General features: G+C 69.2%; 19 protein-coding genes. 6 read left to right on the plus strand and 13 right to left on the minus strand.

All coding sequences use genetic code 11. The annotated features are described in order from the left end of the window. Nucleotides 1-14: 14 nt before the first annotated feature. The 4 genes from FB559_RS04515 to hutH are packed head-to-tail and all read right to left on the minus strand — an operon-like array spanning nt 15 to nt 5,820. A complete protein-coding gene (locus tag FB559_RS04515) occupies nt 15-1,346 on the minus strand; it encodes a formimidoylglutamate deiminase (protein WP_425455048.1) in 1,332 nt (443 codons plus the stop codon). Next, entirely contained in the window at nt 1,337-2,614 is a 1,278-nt protein-coding gene (locus FB559_RS04520) for an allantoate amidohydrolase (protein WP_141953592.1), read from the minus strand. The genes FB559_RS04515 and FB559_RS04520 overlap by 10 nt, the downstream gene beginning before the upstream one ends. A gap of 3 nt (nt 2,615-2,617) precedes the next feature. After that, the gene (gene hutU, locus FB559_RS04525; protein ID WP_141953594.1) at nt 2,618-4,270 is read right to left on the minus strand and encodes a urocanate hydratase; all 1,653 of its coding nucleotides are present in this window, start codon (nt 4,268-4,270) and stop codon (nt 2,618-2,620) included. 11 nt (nt 4,271-4,281) lie between these two features. After that, nucleotides 4,282-5,820 carry a histidine ammonia-lyase gene (gene hutH, locus FB559_RS04530; protein WP_141953596.1) on the minus strand — a complete coding sequence of 513 codons (1,539 nt, stop codon included), beginning with the start codon at nt 5,818-5,820 and terminating at the stop codon, nt 4,282-4,284. Between the two features lie 174 nt (nt 5,821-5,994). Between hutH and FB559_RS04535 the strand changes: the two genes are divergently transcribed. Together FB559_RS04535 and FB559_RS04540 are read left to right on the plus strand one after the other, a co-directional pair. Continuing rightward, nucleotides 5,995-7,593 carry a hypothetical protein gene (locus tag FB559_RS04535; RefSeq protein WP_141953598.1) on the plus strand — a complete coding sequence of 533 codons (1,599 nt, stop codon included), beginning with the start codon at nt 5,995-5,997 and terminating at the stop codon, nt 7,591-7,593. Between the two features lie 216 nt (nt 7,594-7,809). Next, nucleotides 7,810-8,583 carry an IclR family transcriptional regulator gene (locus tag FB559_RS04540; RefSeq protein ID WP_141953601.1) on the plus strand — a complete coding sequence of 258 codons (774 nt, stop codon included), beginning with the start codon at nt 7,810-7,812 and terminating at the stop codon, nt 8,581-8,583. A 54-nt stretch (nt 8,584-8,637) separates the two neighbouring features. On the opposite strand, the gene FB559_RS46565 is transcribed toward FB559_RS04540, so the two are convergent. Further along, complete coding sequence (locus FB559_RS46565; protein ID WP_185792038.1) at nt 8,638-8,730, minus strand: DUF397 domain-containing protein; 93 nt, start codon at nt 8,728-8,730, stop codon at nt 8,638-8,640. Next, nucleotides 8,730-9,536, minus strand: coding sequence for a helix-turn-helix domain-containing protein (locus tag FB559_RS04550; RefSeq protein ID WP_141953603.1), 807 nt, complete (start codon nt 9,534-9,536; stop codon nt 8,730-8,732). Before FB559_RS04550 ends, FB559_RS46565 begins: the two co-directional genes overlap by 1 nt. 159 nt (nt 9,537-9,695) lie before the next feature. Here FB559_RS04550 and FB559_RS46570 point away from each other — a divergent pair, with 159 nt between their 5' ends. Both FB559_RS46570 and FB559_RS46075 read left to right on the plus strand, forming a co-directional pair. After that, a complete protein-coding gene (locus tag FB559_RS46570) occupies nt 9,696-10,094 on the plus strand; it encodes an ATP-binding protein (protein WP_141953606.1) in 399 nt (132 codons plus the stop codon). Further along, entirely contained in the window at nt 10,018-10,470 is a 453-nt protein-coding gene (locus FB559_RS46075; protein ID WP_141953608.1) for a helix-turn-helix domain-containing protein, read from the plus strand. The genes FB559_RS46570 and FB559_RS46075 overlap by 77 nt, the downstream gene beginning before the upstream one ends. A 356-nt stretch (nt 10,471-10,826) precedes the next feature. On the opposite strand, the gene FB559_RS46575 is transcribed toward FB559_RS46075, so the two are convergent. Further along, nucleotides 10,827-10,922: a DUF397 domain-containing protein gene (locus FB559_RS46575; RefSeq protein ID WP_185792040.1), complete on the minus strand. Its 96-nt coding sequence runs from the start codon at nt 10,920-10,922 to the stop codon at nt 10,827-10,829. Between the two features lie 219 nt (nt 10,923-11,141). Between FB559_RS46575 and FB559_RS04570 the strand changes: the two genes are divergently transcribed. Both FB559_RS04570 and FB559_RS04575 read left to right on the plus strand, forming a co-directional pair. Further along, nucleotides 11,142-11,447, plus strand: coding sequence for a hypothetical protein (locus tag FB559_RS04570; RefSeq protein ID WP_141953612.1), 306 nt, complete (start codon nt 11,142-11,144; stop codon nt 11,445-11,447). A gap of 132 nt (nt 11,448-11,579) precedes the next feature. Continuing rightward, nucleotides 11,580-13,208, plus strand: a complete 1,629-nt coding sequence (locus FB559_RS04575; protein WP_141953614.1) for a CehA/McbA family metallohydrolase — start codon at nt 11,580-11,582, stop codon at nt 13,206-13,208. 931 nt (nt 13,209-14,139) lie between these two features. Here the strand turns inward: FB559_RS04575 and FB559_RS04580 are convergent. From FB559_RS04580 to FB559_RS04605, 6 genes are all read right to left on the minus strand, one after another. Further along, complete coding sequence (locus FB559_RS04580; protein WP_141953616.1) at nt 14,140-16,056, minus strand: glycine betaine ABC transporter substrate-binding protein; 1,917 nt, start codon at nt 16,054-16,056, stop codon at nt 14,140-14,142. Nucleotides 16,057-16,361: 305 nt separating this feature from the next. Beyond that, entirely contained in the window at nt 16,362-16,829 is a 468-nt protein-coding gene (locus FB559_RS04585; protein ID WP_141953618.1) for an RICIN domain-containing protein, read from the minus strand. Nucleotides 16,830-16,926: 97 nt separating this feature from the next. Next, complete coding sequence (locus tag FB559_RS04590; protein WP_185792041.1) at nt 16,927-17,853, minus strand: ABC transporter substrate-binding protein; 927 nt, start codon at nt 17,851-17,853, stop codon at nt 16,927-16,929. Between the two features lie 54 nt (nt 17,854-17,907). Beyond that, nucleotides 17,908-18,639 carry an ABC transporter permease gene (locus FB559_RS04595; protein WP_141953620.1) on the minus strand — a complete coding sequence of 244 codons (732 nt, stop codon included), beginning with the start codon at nt 18,637-18,639 and terminating at the stop codon, nt 17,908-17,910. After that, nucleotides 18,636-19,325 (minus strand): ABC transporter permease, encoded by a 690-nt coding sequence (locus tag FB559_RS04600; protein WP_141953623.1) that lies wholly within the window; start codon nt 19,323-19,325, stop codon nt 18,636-18,638. The genes FB559_RS04595 and FB559_RS04600 overlap by 4 nt, the downstream gene beginning before the upstream one ends. Beyond that, nucleotides 19,322-20,155, minus strand: coding sequence for an ABC transporter ATP-binding protein (locus tag FB559_RS04605; RefSeq protein WP_141953625.1), 834 nt, complete (start codon nt 20,153-20,155; stop codon nt 19,322-19,324). Before FB559_RS04605 ends, FB559_RS04600 begins: the two co-directional genes overlap by 4 nt. Nucleotides 20,156-20,258: the final 103 nt, after the last annotated feature.

The raw sequence follows: 20,258 nt of genomic DNA on the forward strand, positions 1-20,258 counted from the left end.
AAGCCTATGCGGCTCTACCCCGTGACGGCGGCGATCGTCTCGGCGAGCGCGGCGGGGACGTCCTCCACCAGCAGGTGACGGCCGCCGTCGACGACCTCGCGACCTGAGATCACGACATGCCGTACGTCGGCGGGCGATGCCGCGAAGACCACCGACTCCGGCAGGTGGTCCGGGGCGGCGCCGGCCAGGCGTACGGAGTCGAGGGACACGGTGACCAGGTCGGCGTACGCGCCCGGTTCGATGCGGCCCGCCTCCGGCCAGCCCAGCGTGGTGTGGCCCGCGGTCGTGGCGGCGGCGAGCAGCTCGCCCGCCGTCCAGTGGCCGCGCCGCCGGGTGCGGAGGCGCTCGTCCAGCTCGACCGCTCTGGCCTCCTCGAACAGGTCGATCATCGCGTGCTGGTCCGAGCCCAGCGAGAGCGGCGAGCCCGCGTCCGCCAGGGCCCGGGCGGGGCCGATGCCGTCGGCCAGGTCGCGTTCGGTGGTCGGGCACATGCAGACGCCGGTGCGCGTCCCGCCGAGGAGGCCGATGTCGGCAGAGGTGAGATGCGTCGCGTGCACGGCGGCCGTTCGCGGGCCGAGGGCCTCGCAGTCGGCCAGCAGGCCCGCAGGGGTTCGGCCATAGGCGTCCTGGCACGCCTCGTTCTCGGCCGGCTGCTCGGACAGGTGGACGTGCAGCGGCGCGTCGTGCAGGTCCGCCCACCCGGCGACCGTGCCGATCTGCTCACGTGGCACGGCACGTACGGAGTGGAGTGCGGCGCCGACGCGAGCGTGGCCGGCCGTGCGCAGCGAGGACACGCGCGACGCCCAGGCCGCGGCCGTCCCGTCACCGAACCGGAGCTGCGGCCCGTGCAGTTCCTCGCCGATGCCGCCGGTCAGATAACACGTGTCGAGAAGGGTGATCCGGATGCCCGCCTCGCCGGCCGCGGCGAGGAGCGCCGCGCCCATGGCGTTCGGGTCGTCGTACGGCGTGCCGCCTGGACCGTGGTGGAGATAGTGGAACTCCCCCACGCAGCTGATCCCGGCGAGGGCCATCTCCGCGTACACCGCTCTGGCCAGGGCGAAGTAGGAGTCCGGATCGAGCCGTGCGGCCACCTCGTACATCCGCGAGCGCCACGTCCAGAACGTGCCACGATCGGCCTGTACGCGCCCGCGCAGCGCGCGATGGAACGCGTGGGAATGCGCGTCGGCCATGCCCGGCAGGGTGAGCCCGGCCAGGCGTACGGCGTCCGGCGGCGCGGGCACACCCGCGGTCACCCGGGTGAACCGCTCCCCCGAGACCTCGATGAGCACGTCCGCCGCGACCGCGTCGCCGAGCCACGCGTGCGGGGCGTGGTACCTCACCGGCACGCCAGCTCCTCCAGTACGTCGGCCAGCGCCACCACACCCGCGTGGCAGTCCTCCGGCGAGGCGTACTCCGACGGCGCGTGCGACACACCGGTCGGGTTGCGGACGAACAGCATCGCGGTGGGCACGTGCGCGGACAGGATGCCCGCGTCGTGTCCGGCGCCGGTCGGCAGCACCGGTGGGTCGCCGAGCGTCTTGGCCAGCCGGTCCCGCAGCGCGGTGTGGAACTCCACGACCTCGGTGTAGGACTCCTCGGTCAGCGCCACCTCGACGCCGTCCCACCCCGCGGCCTCCTCGGCCGCGGACAGGGTACGGGCGACCGTCGCGCGTACGGCGGCCTCGGACGGGGCGCGGGCGTCCAGCCACGCCTGGACCGATGACGGGATCGCGTTGACGCCGTTCGGCGTGATCCGGACCTTGCCCATCGTCGCGACGGCGTCATTGTGTTCGGCGGCGTCGCGGGCGGCCAGCACCGTACGGGCGAACGGCAGCATCGGGTCCCTCCGGTCGCCGAGCAGCGTCGTGCCGGCGTGGTTGCCCTCCCCGGTGAAGTCGAACCGCCAGCGGCCGTGCGGCCAGATCGCGCTCGCCACCCCGACGGGAGCGTTCAGCGCGCGCCCCTGCTCGACGTGCAGCTCCACGTAGCAGTTGATCGACAGCAGGTCCGGGTCCGGGCCGATCAGCTCGGGGTCATATCCCTGGGCCTCCATCGCCGCGGCCCAGGTGACGCCGTCGGCGTCGCGGAGGCCGCGCGCACGCGCCGGGTCGATCGCCCCGGTGACCAGCCGCGACCCCAGGCAGGCCACGCCGAACCGCGCGCCCTCCTCCTCGGCGAAGACGGCCACGCCGAGCGGCCGCCGCGGCGACACCCCGCGTTCGCGGAGCAGGTCGATCGCGGCGAGCGCGGACACGACGCCCAGCGGCCCGTCGTACGCGCCGCCGTCCGGCACCGAGTCCAGATGGCTGCCGGTCAGCACCGCGTCCCGGCGCATGCGCCCGGCCATCGGGTCACCCGTGATGCCGCCGGCGGCGATGCTCGCCGCACCGGCGACCATGTCCGCCGCGCCGGGGCCCGGCTCGGGTTCGACGTCCCACCAGGCGAGCAGGTTGCCGTTGCGGTCCTGGTCGAGGGCCAGCCCGCGCGACCGCGCCTCCTGGGCGAACCAGTCGCGGCACTCACGGTCGGCCGCCGTCCAGGAGAACCTCCGGTAGCCGCCGCCGTCGCCGCGTCCGATGGGCCGCAGCGCCTCCCACATCTCCTCGAACGCCATGGATCAGGCCTCGCGCATGGGGACGCGCACACCACGCTCGGCGGCCACCTCGTCGGCACGGTCGTAACCGGCGTCGACGTGGCGGATGACGCCCATGCCCGGGTCGTTGGTCAGGACCCGCTCCAGTTTCTGCGCCGCGAGCGGCGTGCCGTCCGCCACCGAGACCTGGCCCGCGTGGATCGAACGGCCGATGCCGACGCCGCCGCCGTGGTGGATCGACACCCACGAGGCCCCCGAAGAGGCGTTGATGAGCGCGTTGAGCAGCGGCCAGTCCGCGATCGCGTCCGAGCCGTCGGCCATGCCCTCGGTCTCGCGGTACGGCGACGCGACGCTGCCCGAGTCGAGGTGGTCGCGGCCGATCACGATCGGAGCCGAGATCTCGCCGGTCTCCACCAGCTTGTTGAACTCCAGCCCGGCCCGGTCGCGCTCGCCGTAGCCGAGCCAGCAGATCCGCGCGGGCAGCCCCTGGAAGTGGACCTTCTCGCCCGCGAGCTTGATCCAGCGGGCCAGCGGCTCGTTCTCGGGGAACAGGTCCAGGATCGCCTTGTCCGTACGGGCGATGTCCTTCGGGTCGCCGGACAGCGCCGCCCAGCGGAACGGCCCCCTGCCCTCGCAGAACAGCGGCCGGATGTAGGCGGGCACGAACCCGGGGAAGTCGAACGCGCGCGTGTAGCCCGCGGTCTGCGCCTCGCCGCGGATCGAGTTGCCGTAGTCGAAGACCTCCGCGCCGGCGCCCTGGAAGCCGACCATCGCCTCGACGTGCGTGGCCATGGACTCCCGTGCCCGCGTCACGAACCCCTCGGGGTCCTTGGCGCGCGCCGCGGCCATGTCCTCGAAGTCCATGCCGCGCGGCAGGTACATCTGCGGGTCGTGCGCCGACGTCTGGTCGGTCACGATGTCGATCGGTGCGCCGGCCGCGAGCAGCTCGGGCACGATGTCGGCGGCGTTGCCGAGCAGGCCGATCGACAGGGGCCGGCGCCCCTCCTTGGCCTCCTGGGCGAGCCGCAGCGCCTCCTCGACGCTGTCGGCGCGCACGTCGCAGTAGCCGTGCTCGACCCGGCGGTCGATGCGCGAAGGGTCGCACTCGACGCAGATCGCCACGCCGCCGTTCATGGTCACCGCGAGCGGCTGGGCGCCGCCCATGCCGCCGAGCCCGGCGGTGAGCGTGATCGTGCCGGCGAGGGTGCCGCCGAACCTCTTGGCGGCCACCGCCGCGAACGTCTCGTAGGTGCCCTGCAGGATGCCCTGCGTCCCGATGTAGATCCAGGAGCCGGCGGTCATCTGCCCGAACATGGTCAGCCCGAGCGACTCAAGGCGCCGGAACTCCTCCCAGGTCGCCCACTGCGGCACAAGGTTGGAGTTGGCGATGAGCACCCGCGGCGCCCACTCGTGCGTACGGAAGACGCCGACCGGTTTGCCGGATTGGACCATGAGCGTCTCGTCGGCCTCCAGGTCGCGCAGTGCGCGGACCATCGCGTCGAAGGCGTCCCACGACCGTGCGGCGCGGCCCGAGCCGCCGTACACGATGAGTTCGTCGGGGTGCTCGGCGACCTCGGGGTCGAGGTTGTTCATGAGCATCCGCAGGGCGGCCTCCTGCGGCCAGCCCTTGGCGCTCAGTGTCGTGCCGCGCGGTGCGCGTACGGGACGGGGACCCATGGGTTCTCCTTCTAGGACAGTGATCCGACGACGGACTCGGCGGCGGCGACCAGCGATCCGTCGCGGACCAGGTCGACGGCGGCGGCGATCTCGGGGGCGACGTAACGGTCGGGTCCGGGCGCGGGCACGCCCGTACGGAGGGCGGCCACGACGGCGGCGGTCGCCGGGCCGGGGCGCAGCGGAGCCCGCAGGTCCAGGGCGCGCGCGGCGGTCATGATCTCGATGGCGACCACCCGGGTGAGGCCGTCGACGGCGCGCCGCAGCTTGCGGGCACCGCCCCAGCCCATGGAGACGTGGTCCTCCTGCATGGCCGAGCTGGGGATCGAGTCGACGCTCGCCGGGTTCGCGAGCCGCTTGAGTTCCGACACGATGGCGGCCTGCGTGTACTGCGCGATCATGTATCCGGAGTCCACGCCCGGGTCGTCGGCGAGGAACGCGGGCAGCCCGTGCGACCTGGCCGTATCCAGCATCCGGTCCGTACGGCGCTCGGCCATGGAGGCCACGTCCGCGACCGGGATGGCCAGGAAGTCCAGGACGTACGCGATCGGGGCGCCGTGGAAGTTGCCGTTGGACTCGACGCGTCCGTCCGGCAGCACGACGGGGTTGTCCACGGCGGCGGCGAGCTCACGCGAGGCGACGAGCGAGGCGTGGTCGAGGGTGTCGCGGGCGGCGCCGTGCACCTGCGGCGAGCAGCGCAGGGAGTACGCGTCCTGGACGCGGTTGCAGTGCGGGCCCCGGTGTGACTCCATGATCGGCGAGTCCTCGAGGAGCGCGCGCAGGTTGGCGGCGCTCGCGGCCTGACCAGGGTGCGGGCGGAGTTCTTGCAGGTCGGCGGCGAAGACCCGGTCCGTGCCGAGCTGGGCCTCGACGCTCATAGCGGCGCCGATGTCGGCGCTCCGCAGCAGACCGCGCAGGTCCTCGATGGCCAGGACGAGCATGCCGAGCATGCCGTCCGTGCCGTTGAGGAGGGCCAGCCCCTCCTTGGCGACGAGCGTCAGGGGCTCGATGCCCGCGGCGGCCATCGCCTCGGCGGCCGGGCGCCTGGTCCCCCCGGCGTCGTGGACCTCGCCCTCGCCGATCAGCGCGAGGGCGACGTGGGAGAGCGGGGCGAGGTCGCCGGAGCAGCCCAGGCTGCCGTACTCGTGCACGATCGGCGTGATCCCCGCGTTGAGCAGGCCGGCCAGCGTCTCGGCGGTGACGGGGCGGACGCCCGTACGGCCGGTGGCGAGCGTGCTCAGCCGCAGGAGCATCATCGCCCGTACGACCTCGCGCTCGACCTCGGGCCCGGAGCCCGCGGCGTGTGAGCGGACGATGTTCTCCTGGAGCCTGGCTCGCAACTCCTCGTGGATGTGCCGGGTGGCCAGTGCGCCGAACCCGGTCGAGATGCCGTACGCGGGCGTCGGCTGTGCCGCGAGGTCGTCCACGTGCGCCCGTGCCTCGGCGATCGCCTTGAGCGCCTCGTCGGTCAGTGAGACCTCGGCTCCGTGACGGGCGACGGCCACGACGTCGCCGAAGGCGAGCGGGCCGGTCCCGACGGGGATGTTCGTCATACCTCCATTGGACGTGACCGCGTCCGGCGACGGCACCCCGGGTAGCGTGCTTGTGTCTGAGATGCGAGACACTGGGTACGAGCGGGCGCCAGACGGCACCTGGTTTGGGGCTCGTGCCGCGATACGATCATTTGCGGTGATCACGGCTGATGGCCGACCGCGGCTGGAGCGTTCATGTTGGATTTCCTCGCCTCCCCCAGCGCCATCGGCAGTGCCGCGTCCGGTATCGGAGCGCTGGCGACCCGGGTGGAGACGTTTCAGCGTTCCACCGACGACGTGAAGCGTTCGCTGTCCCCCGCGCACGCCTGGGGAATGCTCCGGCCGCTGCGCCATGAATTCCTGTCGCTCGCCGCCGGGTTCGAACAGCACCTCAACCACCTGTCCGGCGCCATCGACGGCGCGAAGAGACGCCTCGACCACACGGCCGCCGGCTATTCGTCGGCGGACAAGGCGTGCCTGCAGGTGCTGGCGAAAGTCGGTAACGACCACGGCGACGGCCAGCGGCTTCGCCGGCTGAATCCGGCCTCCCGCTTCTACCAGGACCACCGGCTGTGGAACGGCGTCATCGCCGCCGCTCCCCCGGCCATCGGCGGCTCGACCGTCCTTCACGCATGGCGGTTCGTCGGCGACCTGAGCAGTGACGACAAGTACAACATCGGCACTGACGTCGCGATGCTGACGACCGACGCGTCCATCGCTTTCCTGCAGGTTCGCGCCGACTACGCCCATCTACGTGCCGACCCGCTGGGGCTCCTGATCCGGGCGGGCATGCCCTTTCTGCTGAACGCCTTCTACTGGACGAAGAGCGTCACGGACTGGCTGACGGGTGACCCGATCGCCACCGGACAGGCCGCCTACAACTTCGACAGCATCGCCGAAGGATGCCGCAAGCTCGCGGCGGACCTCGGCGAGACCGTGGACCGGGCGCTCAGCGGGACGTGGCACGGCACCGCCGCGGACAGCGCACGGCAGCGGCTGACCGCGATGCGGGACGGAATCAACGAGACCGCGGGCGGCGCCGACCGTATCGCCGCGCTGCTGCAACTGGTCAGCTCCCTGATCACCGACGTCGAGACCGTCATCCGCTCGATGATCACCGATGTGATCACCTGGGCGGTCGTGACCTGGTTCAGCGCCCAGCTGGCCGCGGCCGAGACGTTCGGCGCCTCCGAGGTGGCCGCCGCGGAGCGGATCACGGCGGAGTCGGAGAGAACCGCCGGCGACGTCGGGCGCCTGATGACGTCGCTGACGGGCATGCTCCGGCGCATCAGCGGACTGGTGAGCAGACTGCGTACGGAGCTGGTGCGGATCAAGGACAAGTCGTTCGCGGCGCTCGCTCGTTCGTCGCCCGGAGAAAAGTTCATGGAGTCCCCGTACGGCGGCGGCCGCCAGACCCAGGCGATCGTCAGAGAGGACGCCGTCCGGGGAAGACACGAGAAGATCGACGCCTTCCACGGCTACGTCAGCATCGGTAAGCAGACGGTGCGAGCGGCGAAGAACGGCGCCCTGCAGAATTTCGGATTCCGTCAGTTCCGGACCGACCAGTACGGGACGCCCTATCCGGACGGCGCGCGCAAGATACGGGTTCTGTCCGTCCAGATCGCGGACGGCCGCGGAGGAGTGCGCGGGTTGAACAACGATGTCGGCGTCGTGGGCAGTGCGGCGTCGACCATCCTGCCGTTCGGCCGCGTGGCACAGTACTGGGCCCGAGGCGGCGACAAATCCGACTACACCATCGACAAGGAACTCGACCCGTGGAGCACGCCCCGCTAGGGCCTGAGGTCCCGCTGTCCTACTGCGCGGCGCCCAGGCGGCGTCCCGTCGCGTTGTCGTCGGTCAACACCCCTTACTCCCCCTCCGCCTTGCGTGGCACCACCTGGACGCCGCTCGCTACGGACGGGGACTTCGAGGCAGGCCCTGGCGGATGGGGCGAGTATCGCGTGGCTGGGCACCCCGCGAGACACTGGGCGGGAGCGGGGGAGGTTCCGGTTGTCCGGCGAACAGGTTCCGGCCGCGCGGCGTGTCCTCGCCGTGCTGCGCCTGCTGGCGTCCTCCGCACGTCCCCTGGCCGCGTCGACGATCGCACGCGAGCTCGACCTGCCGCGCTCCAGCACCTACCACCTCCTCACCGCGATGTCCGAGGAGGGCTTCGTGACGTACCTGCCCGAGGACCGGCTGTGGGGCCTCGGCGTGACGGCCTTCGAGATCGGCTCGGCCTATCTGCGACAGGGGCCGCTCGAACGCCTGGCCCGGCCGCTGCTCGTACGCCTGGTCGACCGGCTCGGTGAGATCGTCCAGCTCGGCGTGCTGCACGGGCCCGAGACGCTCTACCTGCTGAAGGAACAGCCGAGACACCACGCCACTCTGGTCACCGACGTCGGCGTGCGCATGCCCGCATACCTCACCGCCAGCGGCCGCGCGATGCTCGCATACCTACCGGCCGCCCAGGTCAGGGCGCTGATCCCGGGTGGTGACCTCCTCAACCGCACCGGCGCGGGGCCCCGCTCACTGCGGGAGCTGCGCCGCCTGCTCGCCGAGGACGCCCGCCGCGGGTGGGCGGTCGAGGACGGGCACGTGACCGAGGGGTTCGCGAGCATCGCGGCGTGCAGCTTCGACCACGTCGGCCGGCCGGCGGCCGCGATCACGGTGACGTTCCGGCGAGACTCCCGCGCCGAGGCCGAATGGCCCGCCATCGCGACCTGCGCCCGCGAGGCGTCCGCCGAACTCACCCGCCGCCTGTCCGGCCACGCCCCCACCCGATAAGAAAGGATCCCCACCGAGCCGTGACCGAAGCGGGGATCCATCTTGGGAGAGAAGTCAGGCGTCCGTCTCGGACTCCAAGGACGTGACCTCTACACAGTCTCCTTGAGTCCCGCTTCGGGAGCTCTTAACCCATCCGGACTCCGCCACTAAAATGCCTCCATTGCCTTTTCGATCATTGCTCGAGAGGGTTCTGTCGGCAGGGCCACTTGGCCGATGCGGTCGTAGCGCACTCCATATGACCGTACCTCGGTCGTTGAGGGTACCAGCCTGCCACCTCCCGGAGAGTCGGTGTAGGCGACGTCCCCGATCTCACCGGAGATGATGGAAAAGCTCCCGTCGAGCCCAGCATGCGCACCAGTGACCTTGGGGATCACGCGTATCCCGATGTTCTCTCGCTGAGACATCTCAAGGAGATGCGCCAGTTGCTTGCGCATCACCACTCGGCCCCCCACGGGCCACTCCAGAACGTTCTCTGTGATCAAGGCCCACAACAGCGGAGATGGAGCGTCATCCAGGATGACCTGCCTCCTCATCCTTTCCTCCATCCGTTCCTGCGGGTCGGACGCCCCTCCTGCCTTGATCAGAGCCAATGCGTAATCGGCGACCTGGAGTAACCCCGGGACGGCCAGGGCCTGGAACGTCTTAATCGTCTTGGCCTTCTTCTCCAGGTCGACGAACTGTTTGAACCAGTTCGGGTCGTGGCCGCGCTGGGCGAACCGGAGGAGGCGCTGGAAGTGCCCGCCGGTCGCGAAGTGGCGGTCGAGCGCCTTCGCCTCCTTGTCGGTGATCCGTCTCCGGCCCGCCTCACAGTTGGAAAGGTTCGTGGAACTGCGACCGATGATCTTTCCCATCGCCGTCTGCGGCAAACCGTACTTTTCTCTGTAGAAGCGCAGGTCATAAGCGAGCCACGCCCACAGCGAGGAGTCAGGGTCCACCGCTTGGTGCTGAGCCATGTCTTCTCTCCTGACTTTCCAACGTTTCCGGAATGCTTCCGGCGGCATTGCGAACGGTCCAGACTTTCTTGCAGCGCCAAAGGAGTTCAACGAATCGGAGACGGACGCAGGGCCTCGAAATGGGCCCGCCGCGTTCCGGCAGAAGGAATCGGGGGCGGGATGGATGAACCAGGGATAGCACAACTCCGTGACTATCGCCTACCGTTACCACCGCACGCGATAGCGTCCCGCCAGGCCCACAAAGTGCTGGAATGGGCACTTTTAGGGTGGCAGGTCCGCGACTCCCCTGCCGACGACGCTCACATTGTCCTGGGCGAGCTGGTGACCAATGCCCTGACGCACTCCATGGACGTATTCACGCTGGCACTGCGTCTCCACGGAGATCAGATACTCATCGAGGTGAGGGACTGTGCCGACGCCACGCCTGAAGTCATGCGGCCCGATGATCTCGCGGTCAACGGCCGAGGGATGTTCCTGGTAGATGCTCTCTCAAAAGAGTGGGGAATCCGACCCGAAAGAGGAGGAGGCAAGACCGTATGGGCCCGAATATCGCGCTGACCGCCGGCGGTACGCCGACGTCCTCGGCAACGCCCTCCTCAGGCCCAAAGAGGCGGCAGCCATTCTTGGCATAACCGTCACTACCCTCGCACGGCTGGCGCGTGACGGGGAACTGCCGTCCGCCCTGACACTGGGCGGCCACCGCCGTTACCGGCCCGCCGACGTACGCGCACTGTTCGACGAGAAGGACGCCCGCGATCCCGCCCGCACCGCGATGGAGGAGGACGCGGTACGCCTGTACGACGAGGGATGGTCCATTCGCCAGGTCGCGAGCCGTTTCGCGTGCGACTACGGCGCGATGCGCCGCATTCTTGCCAGGCGGACCGCCTTGAGAGACCGCGGGGGCGCGGAGAACGGCCGGCCCGATCGCCGATAGGTCACGGACCATCGAAGGGAGGTGACGACAATTGGTGCCACACTTCGCGATCCTGACTTTGCCTGGGGTGTCCTGGGCGGCAGCCTGTTCGTAGGCGTGCTCGCACGCTCCGCGATGGCCCGCCACAGCAGAGGACGGAAAAAGGATTCCCGTCCCTGAAACCTCCGCACCGGGAAAAACCGGCACGGCTCCGCGGTGAAGGGCGGCCCTCAGCCCCGCTCGGCGAGCTGAAGGCCGCCCCAGGTGGCGACCACGAACAGAACCCGCTCGAAACCACACCCCTGCCCTACGACTCAGCGCGTTCCGTGCGCCTTATGGGAAGGTGCGGGGTTATGGCGGATCCATGCGGGGGAGAGTCAGGCGTCCGTCTCGGACTCGATGAACTTGACCTCTACGCAGTTTCCATCCTGTGTCCCGCTCCGGGAGCTCTTTGTCCATCCTGACTCTGCCATCACGGTGCCTCCATGGCCTTTCGATCATCGTGCGGGGGTTTTCGCGGGCGAGGTCACCTCGCCAATGCGGTCATAGTGCACCGAAACCGACCGCATCTCTGTCGCAGATGGCACAGGTCCGCCGCCTCCACGGTGCGGACGGAGGTTAACTTCGATGTGAGGGACGGCCACCCTCTCCGGCCGTTGTCAGCCTTTCCCTCGCCATGCGAATGTGTACGGGTGACGGGGATCTCGACACGACTCGAACGGCGCGTCCAGGCGGAGTTCCCGCGTCACGCCCATCTGGTCACCGCGGCGCTGATCGAGCTGACCAGCGACATCTTTCCCAGTGAGACCCGCGACTCGCCCGCGATCGAGCGCATCCAGGTGGCCGCGCTCCTACTCGGCCGGGGCGACCTGGAGAGGCTGGACGGCGCGCTCGACCTCGGCAGGCGGGACTGGCGTGACCTTCTGGTCGCCGCCGGGCTCGCCCACGAGGACTGGCCGGTCCGGGTGGCGGCCGAGCTGGACCCCCACGGCCGATGACGCGCCATCCCGTCATGACCGCGATCCGATCCATCCGTTCAATGATCATTCGCCGTTCGCTGGACTGAGCGAGTATCCAGGGGTTCGGACCGCATGTGACGTGCGAACTTCTCTCGACCCGATGAGGACGACATGTGTCTTGGCGGACAGTGTGAGCACAACGTCAACCCGTTGACGAACGCGAGTGAGGGGCGGCAGGAGAGTGCCGGCGGGCTTGATCGCCGTCGGCTGCTGGCCGCTGCCGCCACCGGGGCCGCCGCGCTCACGCTGGCCCCGGTGTCCTTCGCCCGCGCCCAGGCGGCCACCGCCCCGCCGAAGGGCGCGACCGGTCCGGGCGAGGTGACCCGTACGGTCACGGGGCACCTGGAGACCGGCGCGGCGGACTTCGTGTACCTCCCGGTGGAGGTACCCAAGGGCGTACAGAAGATCGCCGTTGAGTACTCCTACGACAGGCCGTCCGTCCCGGCGGGCACCCCGGGCAACTCCTGCGACATCGGCGTCTTCGACCAGCACGGCACCAAGCTCGGCGGCAAGGGTTTCCGTGGCTGGTCCGGTGGCTTCCGCACGTCTTTCGAGATCAGCGCGAGCGAGGCCACCCCGGGCTATCTCCCCGGTCCGGTCCAGGCCGGCACCTGGAACATCGTCCTTGGCCCGTACCAGGTGGCGCCGCAGGGCATGAACTACCAGGTCAAGATCACCTTGACCTTCGGTGCGGCAGGGGCCGCCTTCGTACCCACCTATCCGCCGCGGCGGGCCAAGGGGCGTGGCCGCACCTGGTACCGCGGCGACGGTCACCTTCACACGGTGCACTCCGACGGAAAGCGGCTGCCCTCCGAGGTGGCGGCCGGGGCGCGGGCGGCCGGGCTCGACTACATGATCTCGACCGACCACAACACGTCCTCCTCACATGCCGTCTGGGGCGAGTACGCCGGCGATGACCTGCTGATCATCACCGGCGAGGAGATCACCACCCGGAACGGCCACTGGCTGGCGTGGGGGCTGCCCGCCGGAGAGTGGATCGACTGGCGGTACCGCTCACGCGACGGCGACTTCCACCGGTTCGCCCAGCAGGTGCACCGCGCCGGCGGCCTCGTGGTCCCCGCCCACCCGTACTGCCCGTACGTCGCCTGCCAGTGGAAGTTCGGCTACGACGACGCCGACGCGGTGGAGGTGTGGAACGGCCCGTGGACCTACGACGATGAGTCGGCCGTCGACACCTGGGACGCCAGGCTCGGCGAGGCCGTGCGTACGGGCGGTCGGTGGCTCCCCGCCGTGGGCGACAGCGACGCCCACAGCGAACCCCAGGTCATCGGCCTGCCGCACAATGTCGTGTACGCGGACGACCTGACCACCGGCGCGATCACGAGCGGCCTGCGCGCGGGCCGTACCTGGATCGCCGAGTCGGCGTCCGTGGGGCTGGCGTTCACCGCCGGCGGTAACGGCCGGCAGGCCGGCATCGGCGAGACCCTGACCACTCCCGCCGCCGCCCCGGTCGACGTCCGCCTGGAGGTCCAGGGCGTACCCAACGGCACGGTCCGGCTCATCACCGACGAGGGCCAGATGCACCAGGAGTCCCTGCCCGCCTCCGGCACCGGCACCGTCGTGTGGCGGACGACGAGCTCGCTCGCCGCCTACGTACGCGCGGAGGTACGCCACCCGATGGCCGACGGCAACCCCGGCCACGGAAACACGATGGGCCCGGTGCTGCAGTGGGGACCCATGGCCGCGCTGACCAACCCGGTCTTCCTCAAACGCGCCTGACCGCCTCACGACAGAACCCGTGGATCGCTCACCGAGTGCGGAACACATCACCTTGATTGGAGATCACTACGGCACCCTCGTGCAGTCGCAAGCGTTGGCCGGGCCGCACAGTGAGTTAAGAGTGACCTTCTGAATACCCATCTGCACGGCAAGCTCTTGTTTGGCGAAATACAGAGGGTGGGTGGGTGAGGGTGGAGAAGGATTCAGACGAGATACCAGCCACAACGTCCGGTTCGGAGATGCCTTTTGGGTGATGGCAAGGCAGATCACCATCGCGGAGCCGACGCCCAGCTTTCCGTCATAAGACGCGACGCCGTCTATGTGTGCCTTTCCGACGCCGGTGACCGGCGGCTCGGCCAACTCTGGCGAGGTCGCCGGCGCAAGCGCGTTTCACCCACGCGGCAGCGGGCAACAGACGTTTTGTCCCGGGCCGGGAGGCGACTTGGAGGTCGGCTCGCCGACTTCTCCGGTGTGTGTGACCAGAAGTGGCAGCACTATTGCGACGATCCCCACCGGGTAGGCCGATCCATTGGTCCACCAGGCCGACGAGGTCCACACTGCCGTTCAGCAGGTAGACCATCAGCGCGACGGCGACGCACGCGGCTGAGAGCGGGATGACCCATATGTAGAACGGCATGTGTGCGCGAATAAGAATGGCAACGCCGATCGTGCAGCCGACGACGGCCAACGTGGCAGTGGCGGCCGACACCATTCGCAATCTTCGTTGCTTGACCATCGCGGCTTTCCCCCGTGGAAGTCCTGGTAGACGAATTGATGCGAGCGTCACCAGTCCTCGACAATCGCGGTTGCCAGGCCAATTTACAATCCCCGAACTCGGGGTCACGAGAAAATGGGAAGCGACCCTTGCGGGGAGTCGATTGCCGTTACTTCTTCGAGCGGGCCGGAAGGCGCCCGCCAGGGGCATGGACCGTCAAGGGGTGGCGCCGTGGGCCGGGGGCGAGACGACCCCGCCGACGACACCGTGCCGGCTCAGCCAGTCTCTCGCGACGGTCCGCCGGTCGACCCGGTCGACCAGGATCCGGACGTTCATCAGGAGCAGGTCGGCGGTGGTCAGCCTGGCCGAGACCGCGTTGAGGGCGGCCCGGCCAGGGGCGCTCAGCGCCGACCGGTAGATGAGCGGCGTGACGTTCTGCACGCCGAACAGATGCTTCGGGTCGGCCAGCACGACGAGCCCGCTCGCGGCGATCGCGGGCTCGGTCGTGAAGAGGTTCGCCGCCTGGATGAGGCCATCCTCCAACTGCCGGACGATCGTGGCGCGGTCGTCGGTCGCGAAGGGCTGATAGTCACGGAAGTCCAGCTTGTAGGTCTGGCGTAAGCCGACCTGGCCCTGGTGCCGGGACTGGAACTCCCGCGACCCTCCCAGGACGATGTCGTGGTCCACCGGCCTGAGGTCGGCGATGGTGCGCAGGTGGTACCGGCCGGCCGTCTTCTTCGTCACGGTGACCGTGTCCTTGTCCTCGGCCGCCGCCGGATCCAGCAGCTGGAGCTGTGACGGCAGCGCCCGGCGGAGCACCTCGTTCACTCGCGCCGCGGTGGTCACGTCGCCGGCCGGGTCGAGGGCGGTGGCCAGCGCGCCGTTGTACTCCGGGATCACGTCGATCTGCCCGGACCTCACCTGCTCGTAGTAGGTTTCGCGGTCGCCCAGGTCGAACCTCCTCGTGACGCGGTAGCCCTTGGCCTCCAGCGCCTGGGCGTAGATCTCGGCGAGCAGGGAGCTCTCGGCGAAGTTGGCCGAGCCCACCGTGACCCGCCCGGGGCCCACGGCCCCCCTCGATCCGGTGCCCGGCCACAGGACGAAGGCGAGGGCGGCCGCGACGGCGACGGCGGAGCAGGCCGCGACGAGCGTCCGTGCCCTCGTCCATCTCCGGGACACCACCAGGGTCCGGTCGGGGCGGGTGTACGCGTCCGGACGTGTGGCGTTCTGCGGTACGGCGCCGCGCTCGGGCCGGTCGACCGTCAGGCGGTCCGGGCCGCGTACGCCCTCGGGCAGCGCGATCGCGGACGAGGCGGCCTCGACGTCTTGGTGGCCGAGCAACTGGAACAGGATGTCCCACGCCGCCGGACGCGCGCGTGGGTCCTTGTCCAGGCAGCGCGCGATCACCTCACGGAACGGCGACGGGACGGCCGCGATGGTGGGCTCGTCGTTCAGGATGCGCTGGAACACCGCGGCGACGGTGTCCGCGCCGAAGGCCGGCTTTCCCGTCGCCGCGAACGTCATCGCGTTCGCCCAGCCGAAGATGTCGGCGGCGGGCGTGTGGTGCTCTCCGCCCAGGAGTTCGGGCGCGGCGTAGGCGGGGGTGCCGACCAGCCCGCTCGTGACGGTCGCGGCGTTGTCCAGTGCCCGCGCGATACCGAAGTCGATCACCCGCGGACCATCGGGGCCGATCAGCACGTTGTGGGGGGTGAAGTCGCGGTGCAGGACGCCGGCGCGGTGAACGGCCGTCAGGGCCGAGGCCGTACCGACCATGAGCCGGGCCAGGGTCCCGCCGGTCAGCGGCCCGTCCCGCTCGACGAGCTCCTGGAGCGAGGGTCCGTCGACGTACTCGCTCACGACGTACGAACGGCCGTCGTCGGCGCCCAGCTCGTACACGCGCGCGGTGCAGAAGTCCGCCACCCTGCGCACCATCGCGATCTCGTCGCTCAGCCGGGCGTGCGCCTCCGCGTCACGGAGCAGCCGTGGACGCAGCACCTTGAGCGCCACCGGGACGCCGTCGCCTCCATCGGCACGGTAGACGATGCCCTGGCCGCCCTCGCCGAGGCGCCCGGTCAGGCGGTACCGTCCGATCCTCCCCGGGTCTTCCGCACGCAATGGGTCGATGTGCCGCATTGCGTTTCCTCCCCCGAAATGCCGCCGAATGACTCTCGCTCCATCGTCTCTTACTGAAACGCATCAGAGCTCGCCTCATTTGCCGCACGAAAGGAATCGACGCGAAAGGCCGGTGGAATGACGATCATCGCGTGGGCACGGGTGGGCAGGAGCCTGGGGAGCCTGATCGTCGCCGGCCTGCGGAACCCGGTGTCGCGATGGGTACCGGCGCCGTGCGCTCCGCCGCCGTCGCTACGCTCGGCGCCCCTGAAGCACCCGAAGACGGACGGCCCGCGTCCACGGGCCGGCCGCCGCATCCTGCTTGCTCAGAACGTTCTCCAGCTGAACAGCGAGTTCTTGTAGCTCGGCTTGAAGCCGTAGATGACCAGTGGAGCACCGGCCTTCGTCACCGCGCCGGATACGTTCCACCCCATGGTGGGCCCGGCCTTGTCCATTATCGAGTAGTAGTTGGGGGAGGTCGTGGTCCAGATCTCCGGGTACCACTGGTCATTCGGCCCGGCACCGCATTTGTAGCTGATGACGTGCGTGTTGTTCGCGTAGACGCCGCCCTTGATATTGGTGCAGAGTCCCCAGTCGTCCGTGATCAACTGCCACGTGGGGCCGTCAGGCGAGTCTCTGAAGAAGAACCTCTGCGCCGCGCTGCCGCTGCACGGCTGCACGGTGATGTCACGCCCGCTGGCCCCGCCCGACTGCAGGCACAGGGACGGGTCGCTCTGGGGCCAGATCCGCCACGGCCCGGTGCCCGCGGCCGCCGGGCCGGCGGTGCCGACCATTCACCTGCGATGACGCCGCGAGTGCTCCAGAAGTCATCACGCGAAACGGCCGCCGTCACGCTTGCGCGTGGCGGCGGCCGTTCTTTCGCTTGGTGCGTCAGCCGAGGCCGGCCTGGGACAGCCAGCCCTTGGCGACCGTGTCCGCGTCGTCCTTGTCGGCGACGAGCTTGGTCATCATGGCGAGCAGGTCCTGGGTGGTGAGCTTGGCCGAGACCGCGTTGAGCGTGGCCTGGGACGCGGCGTCCACCCCGGACTTGTAGATCAGCGGCGTGACATTCTGCGCGCTGAAGACGTTCTGGGGGTCGGCGAGCACGACGAACTTGTTCTGCGAGATCGTCGGGTCGGTCGTGAACAGGTCGGCCGCCTGGATGGTGTTGTTCTTCAGCAGCTTGACCAAGGTGGTCTGGGCGTTGGCGTCGAAGGACTGGAACTTCTTGAACTTCAGGCCATAGGTGCTCTGCAGGCCGACCAGGCCCTGCTGCCGGGTCTTGAACTCCGACGGGCCGCCGATGGTGACCTGACCGGCCGACGACTTCAGGTCCGCGATGGACTTGAGGCCGTACTTCTGGGCGGTCTGGGGGTTGACCGTCACCGAGTCCTTGTCCTCCGCCTGGGAGGAGTCCAGGATCGCCAGCGTCGAGGGCAGCTTGGCCTTGAGAGCGGCGTTGACATCGGCGGTGGTGACCGCCTTGCTCTCCTTGTCCACCGACGTGGTCAGCAGCGCGCCGTTGTACTCCGGCATCACCGTGATCGCACCGGACTTGACCTGGTCGTAGTAGACCTCACGGCTACCGATGTTGAACTTCCTGGTGACCTTCACGCCCTTGGCCTCCAGCGCCTGGGCGTACACCTCACCCAGCAGCTGACTCTCGGGGAAGTTCGCCGAACCGACGACGACACTCCCTCCGCCACCGGCGGGTTTTTGGTCCAGCGGATTGCCGCTGTCCTTCTTGTCACCGCCGCACGCACTGACGACCAGCGCGACGACGACACCGAGAACGGCGCCACGGACTATCCGGATCATTGTTTGTTTCCTTCCCTGTTTCACGAAGTACGCATTTCCGGAGATCTGCTCGTCCTATTGATCGTTTATGGGTACGGAGATCACGCGCCTCGACCGACTGCGATCAAGGCGGGACGACCCACGCAGGCCCTGAGACACGAGCACTCTCCGGAGGCCGATGAAGCCGAGCTGGACCACGACGGCGAGGAGCACGACCAGTAGCGAACCACCCACCACTGACGGATAGTCCTTACGGGAGAGACCATCGACGATGAAGCGGCCGAGACCGCCCAGGCCGGCGTACGCCGCGATCGTCGCCGTCGCGACGATCTGGATCGCCGCCGTGCGCAGCCCGAGGAGGATCAGCGGCATGGCGACCGGTATCTCGGCCTTGAGCAGGACGCCGGTCCCCTTCATGCCCATCCCCTTGGCGGCGTCCTTGATGTCGTCGTCGACGCTGCGGATGCCCTCGAAGGTGTTCACGAGGATCGGCGGCGTCGCGAGGGCGATCAGCGGGACGATCACCGGGGTGAGGCCGATCGAGGTGACGGTGACCACGAGCAGGAGCAGGCCGAGCGTGGGGACGGCGCGTACCAGGTTGGCGAAGTTGACGACGATGAAGCCGCCGCGGCCGGTGTGGCCGACGAGCGCGCCGAGCGGCAGTGCGATGACGGCGGCGATGGCCAGCGCCAGCGCGCTGTAGCCCAGGTGCTCCAGCAGACGCGAGGGGATACCGTCGCCACCGCTCCAGTGAGAAGAGGCGGTGAGCCAGTTCCAGGCGGCGGTGATCTGGTCGGAGAGGTTCATCCGTTGCTCCTACGGGTGCGCGTCCACGGCGTGAGCAACCGCTGTGCCGTCACGAGGATGCCGTCGCTGAACAGCGCGAGCACCATGATCAGCACGCAGGAGACGATGATCGGCGTGGTGAAGTCGCGGGAGTAGCCGTCGATGAACAGCTGCCCGAGGCCGCCGTTGCCGATCAGCACGCCGACGCTCACCAGGCTGATCGAGGCGACCGTGGCCACGCGAGCACCGGCGATGACCACCGGGACCGCGATGGGCAGCTCGACCTGGACGAGCCGGCGAAGCGTACCGAAGCCCATCGCGGTGGCCGCCTGGCGCACCGGGTCCGGGACCGACCGCAGCCCGTCGACGACGTTCGGCACGAGCACCGACAGCGAGAACAGCGTGAGCGGAATGATGATCGTGAAATCCGCCTCGCCGCCGCTGCCGATGCCGAAGTACGGGATGAACAGCATGAACAGCGCCAGCGACGGCACGCCGTACAGGACGTTGGCGACGCCCAGCGTGGGGGGGTAGAGCCAGCGCCAGCGGACGCACAGGATCCCGAGCGGGATCGCGATGATCAGGCCGAAGAGGACCGGCAGCAGCGCGAGCTTCAGATGATGGAGCGTGAGGGTGGTGAGCTCGTCGGTGTGGTCACCGATCCAGTTCCACCGGACGAGAGGTTCGCCGTCGGCGAGTGCGCTCATCGCTCGGCCGCCTCGACCTCGTCGGACGCGCCGCTCGCCGTGGAGGGAGCCGGCTCGTCGTCGGCGGTCGCCTCGAGCTCACGGTTGAAGCGCAGGCGCTTGAGGCCCTTCTGCCCGCCGAGGAACTCCGTCACGAAGCCTTCGGCGGGGTGGGAGAGCAGTTCGTCCGGCGTGGCGTGCTGGGCGAGGACGCCGCCGACCTGGAAGACCGCGATCCGGTGCCCGAGCTTGACCGCCTCGTCGATGTCGTGCGTGACGAAGGCGATGGTCTTCTGCACCTCGGACTGGAGCCGGAGGAACTCATCCTGCAGGCTCTTGCGCACGATGGGGTCGACCGCGCTGAACGGCTCGTCCATCAGCATGATCGGCGGATCGGCGGCGAGCGCACGCGCGACGCCCACACGCTGCTGCTGGCCGCCGGAGAGCTGGAACGGATAGCGCTTGGCCATCTTGGTGTCCAGTCCCACGCGCTCCATCAGTTCCATCGCCGTGGCCCGCGCCTTCTTCTTGTCCCAGCCGAGCAGATAGGGAACGGTCGCGATGTTGTCGATGATGGTGCGGTGCGGGAAAAGGCCCGCGTGCTGGATCACATAGCCGATGCCACGGCGCAGGTCCGACGGATCCTTCGCGCGAATGTCCTCGCCGTCGATCGTGATCGTTCCGGAAGTGGTGTCGATCAATCGATTGATCATCCGAAGCGTAGTGGTCTTGCCACAGCCGGACGGTCCGACCAGCACGGTGATCTGGCCCGACGGGATCTCCAGGTTCAGATCGTCGACGGCCACGGTGCCATCCGGATACCGCTTGGTGACGCCCTCAAATTTGATCAAGAGTGGCTCTCTCTCCTGGCGTTAGCGAGACCCACCCCGACGTCACCGCTCTGCCCCAATGGATGCTTCACGTCATTGCACGGGAACGGCGCCGGCGACAGGA

The organism is Actinoallomurus bryophytorum (assembly GCF_006716425.1).
Lineage (GTDB): Bacteria > Actinomycetota > Actinomycetes > Streptosporangiales > Streptosporangiaceae > Actinoallomurus > Actinoallomurus bryophytorum.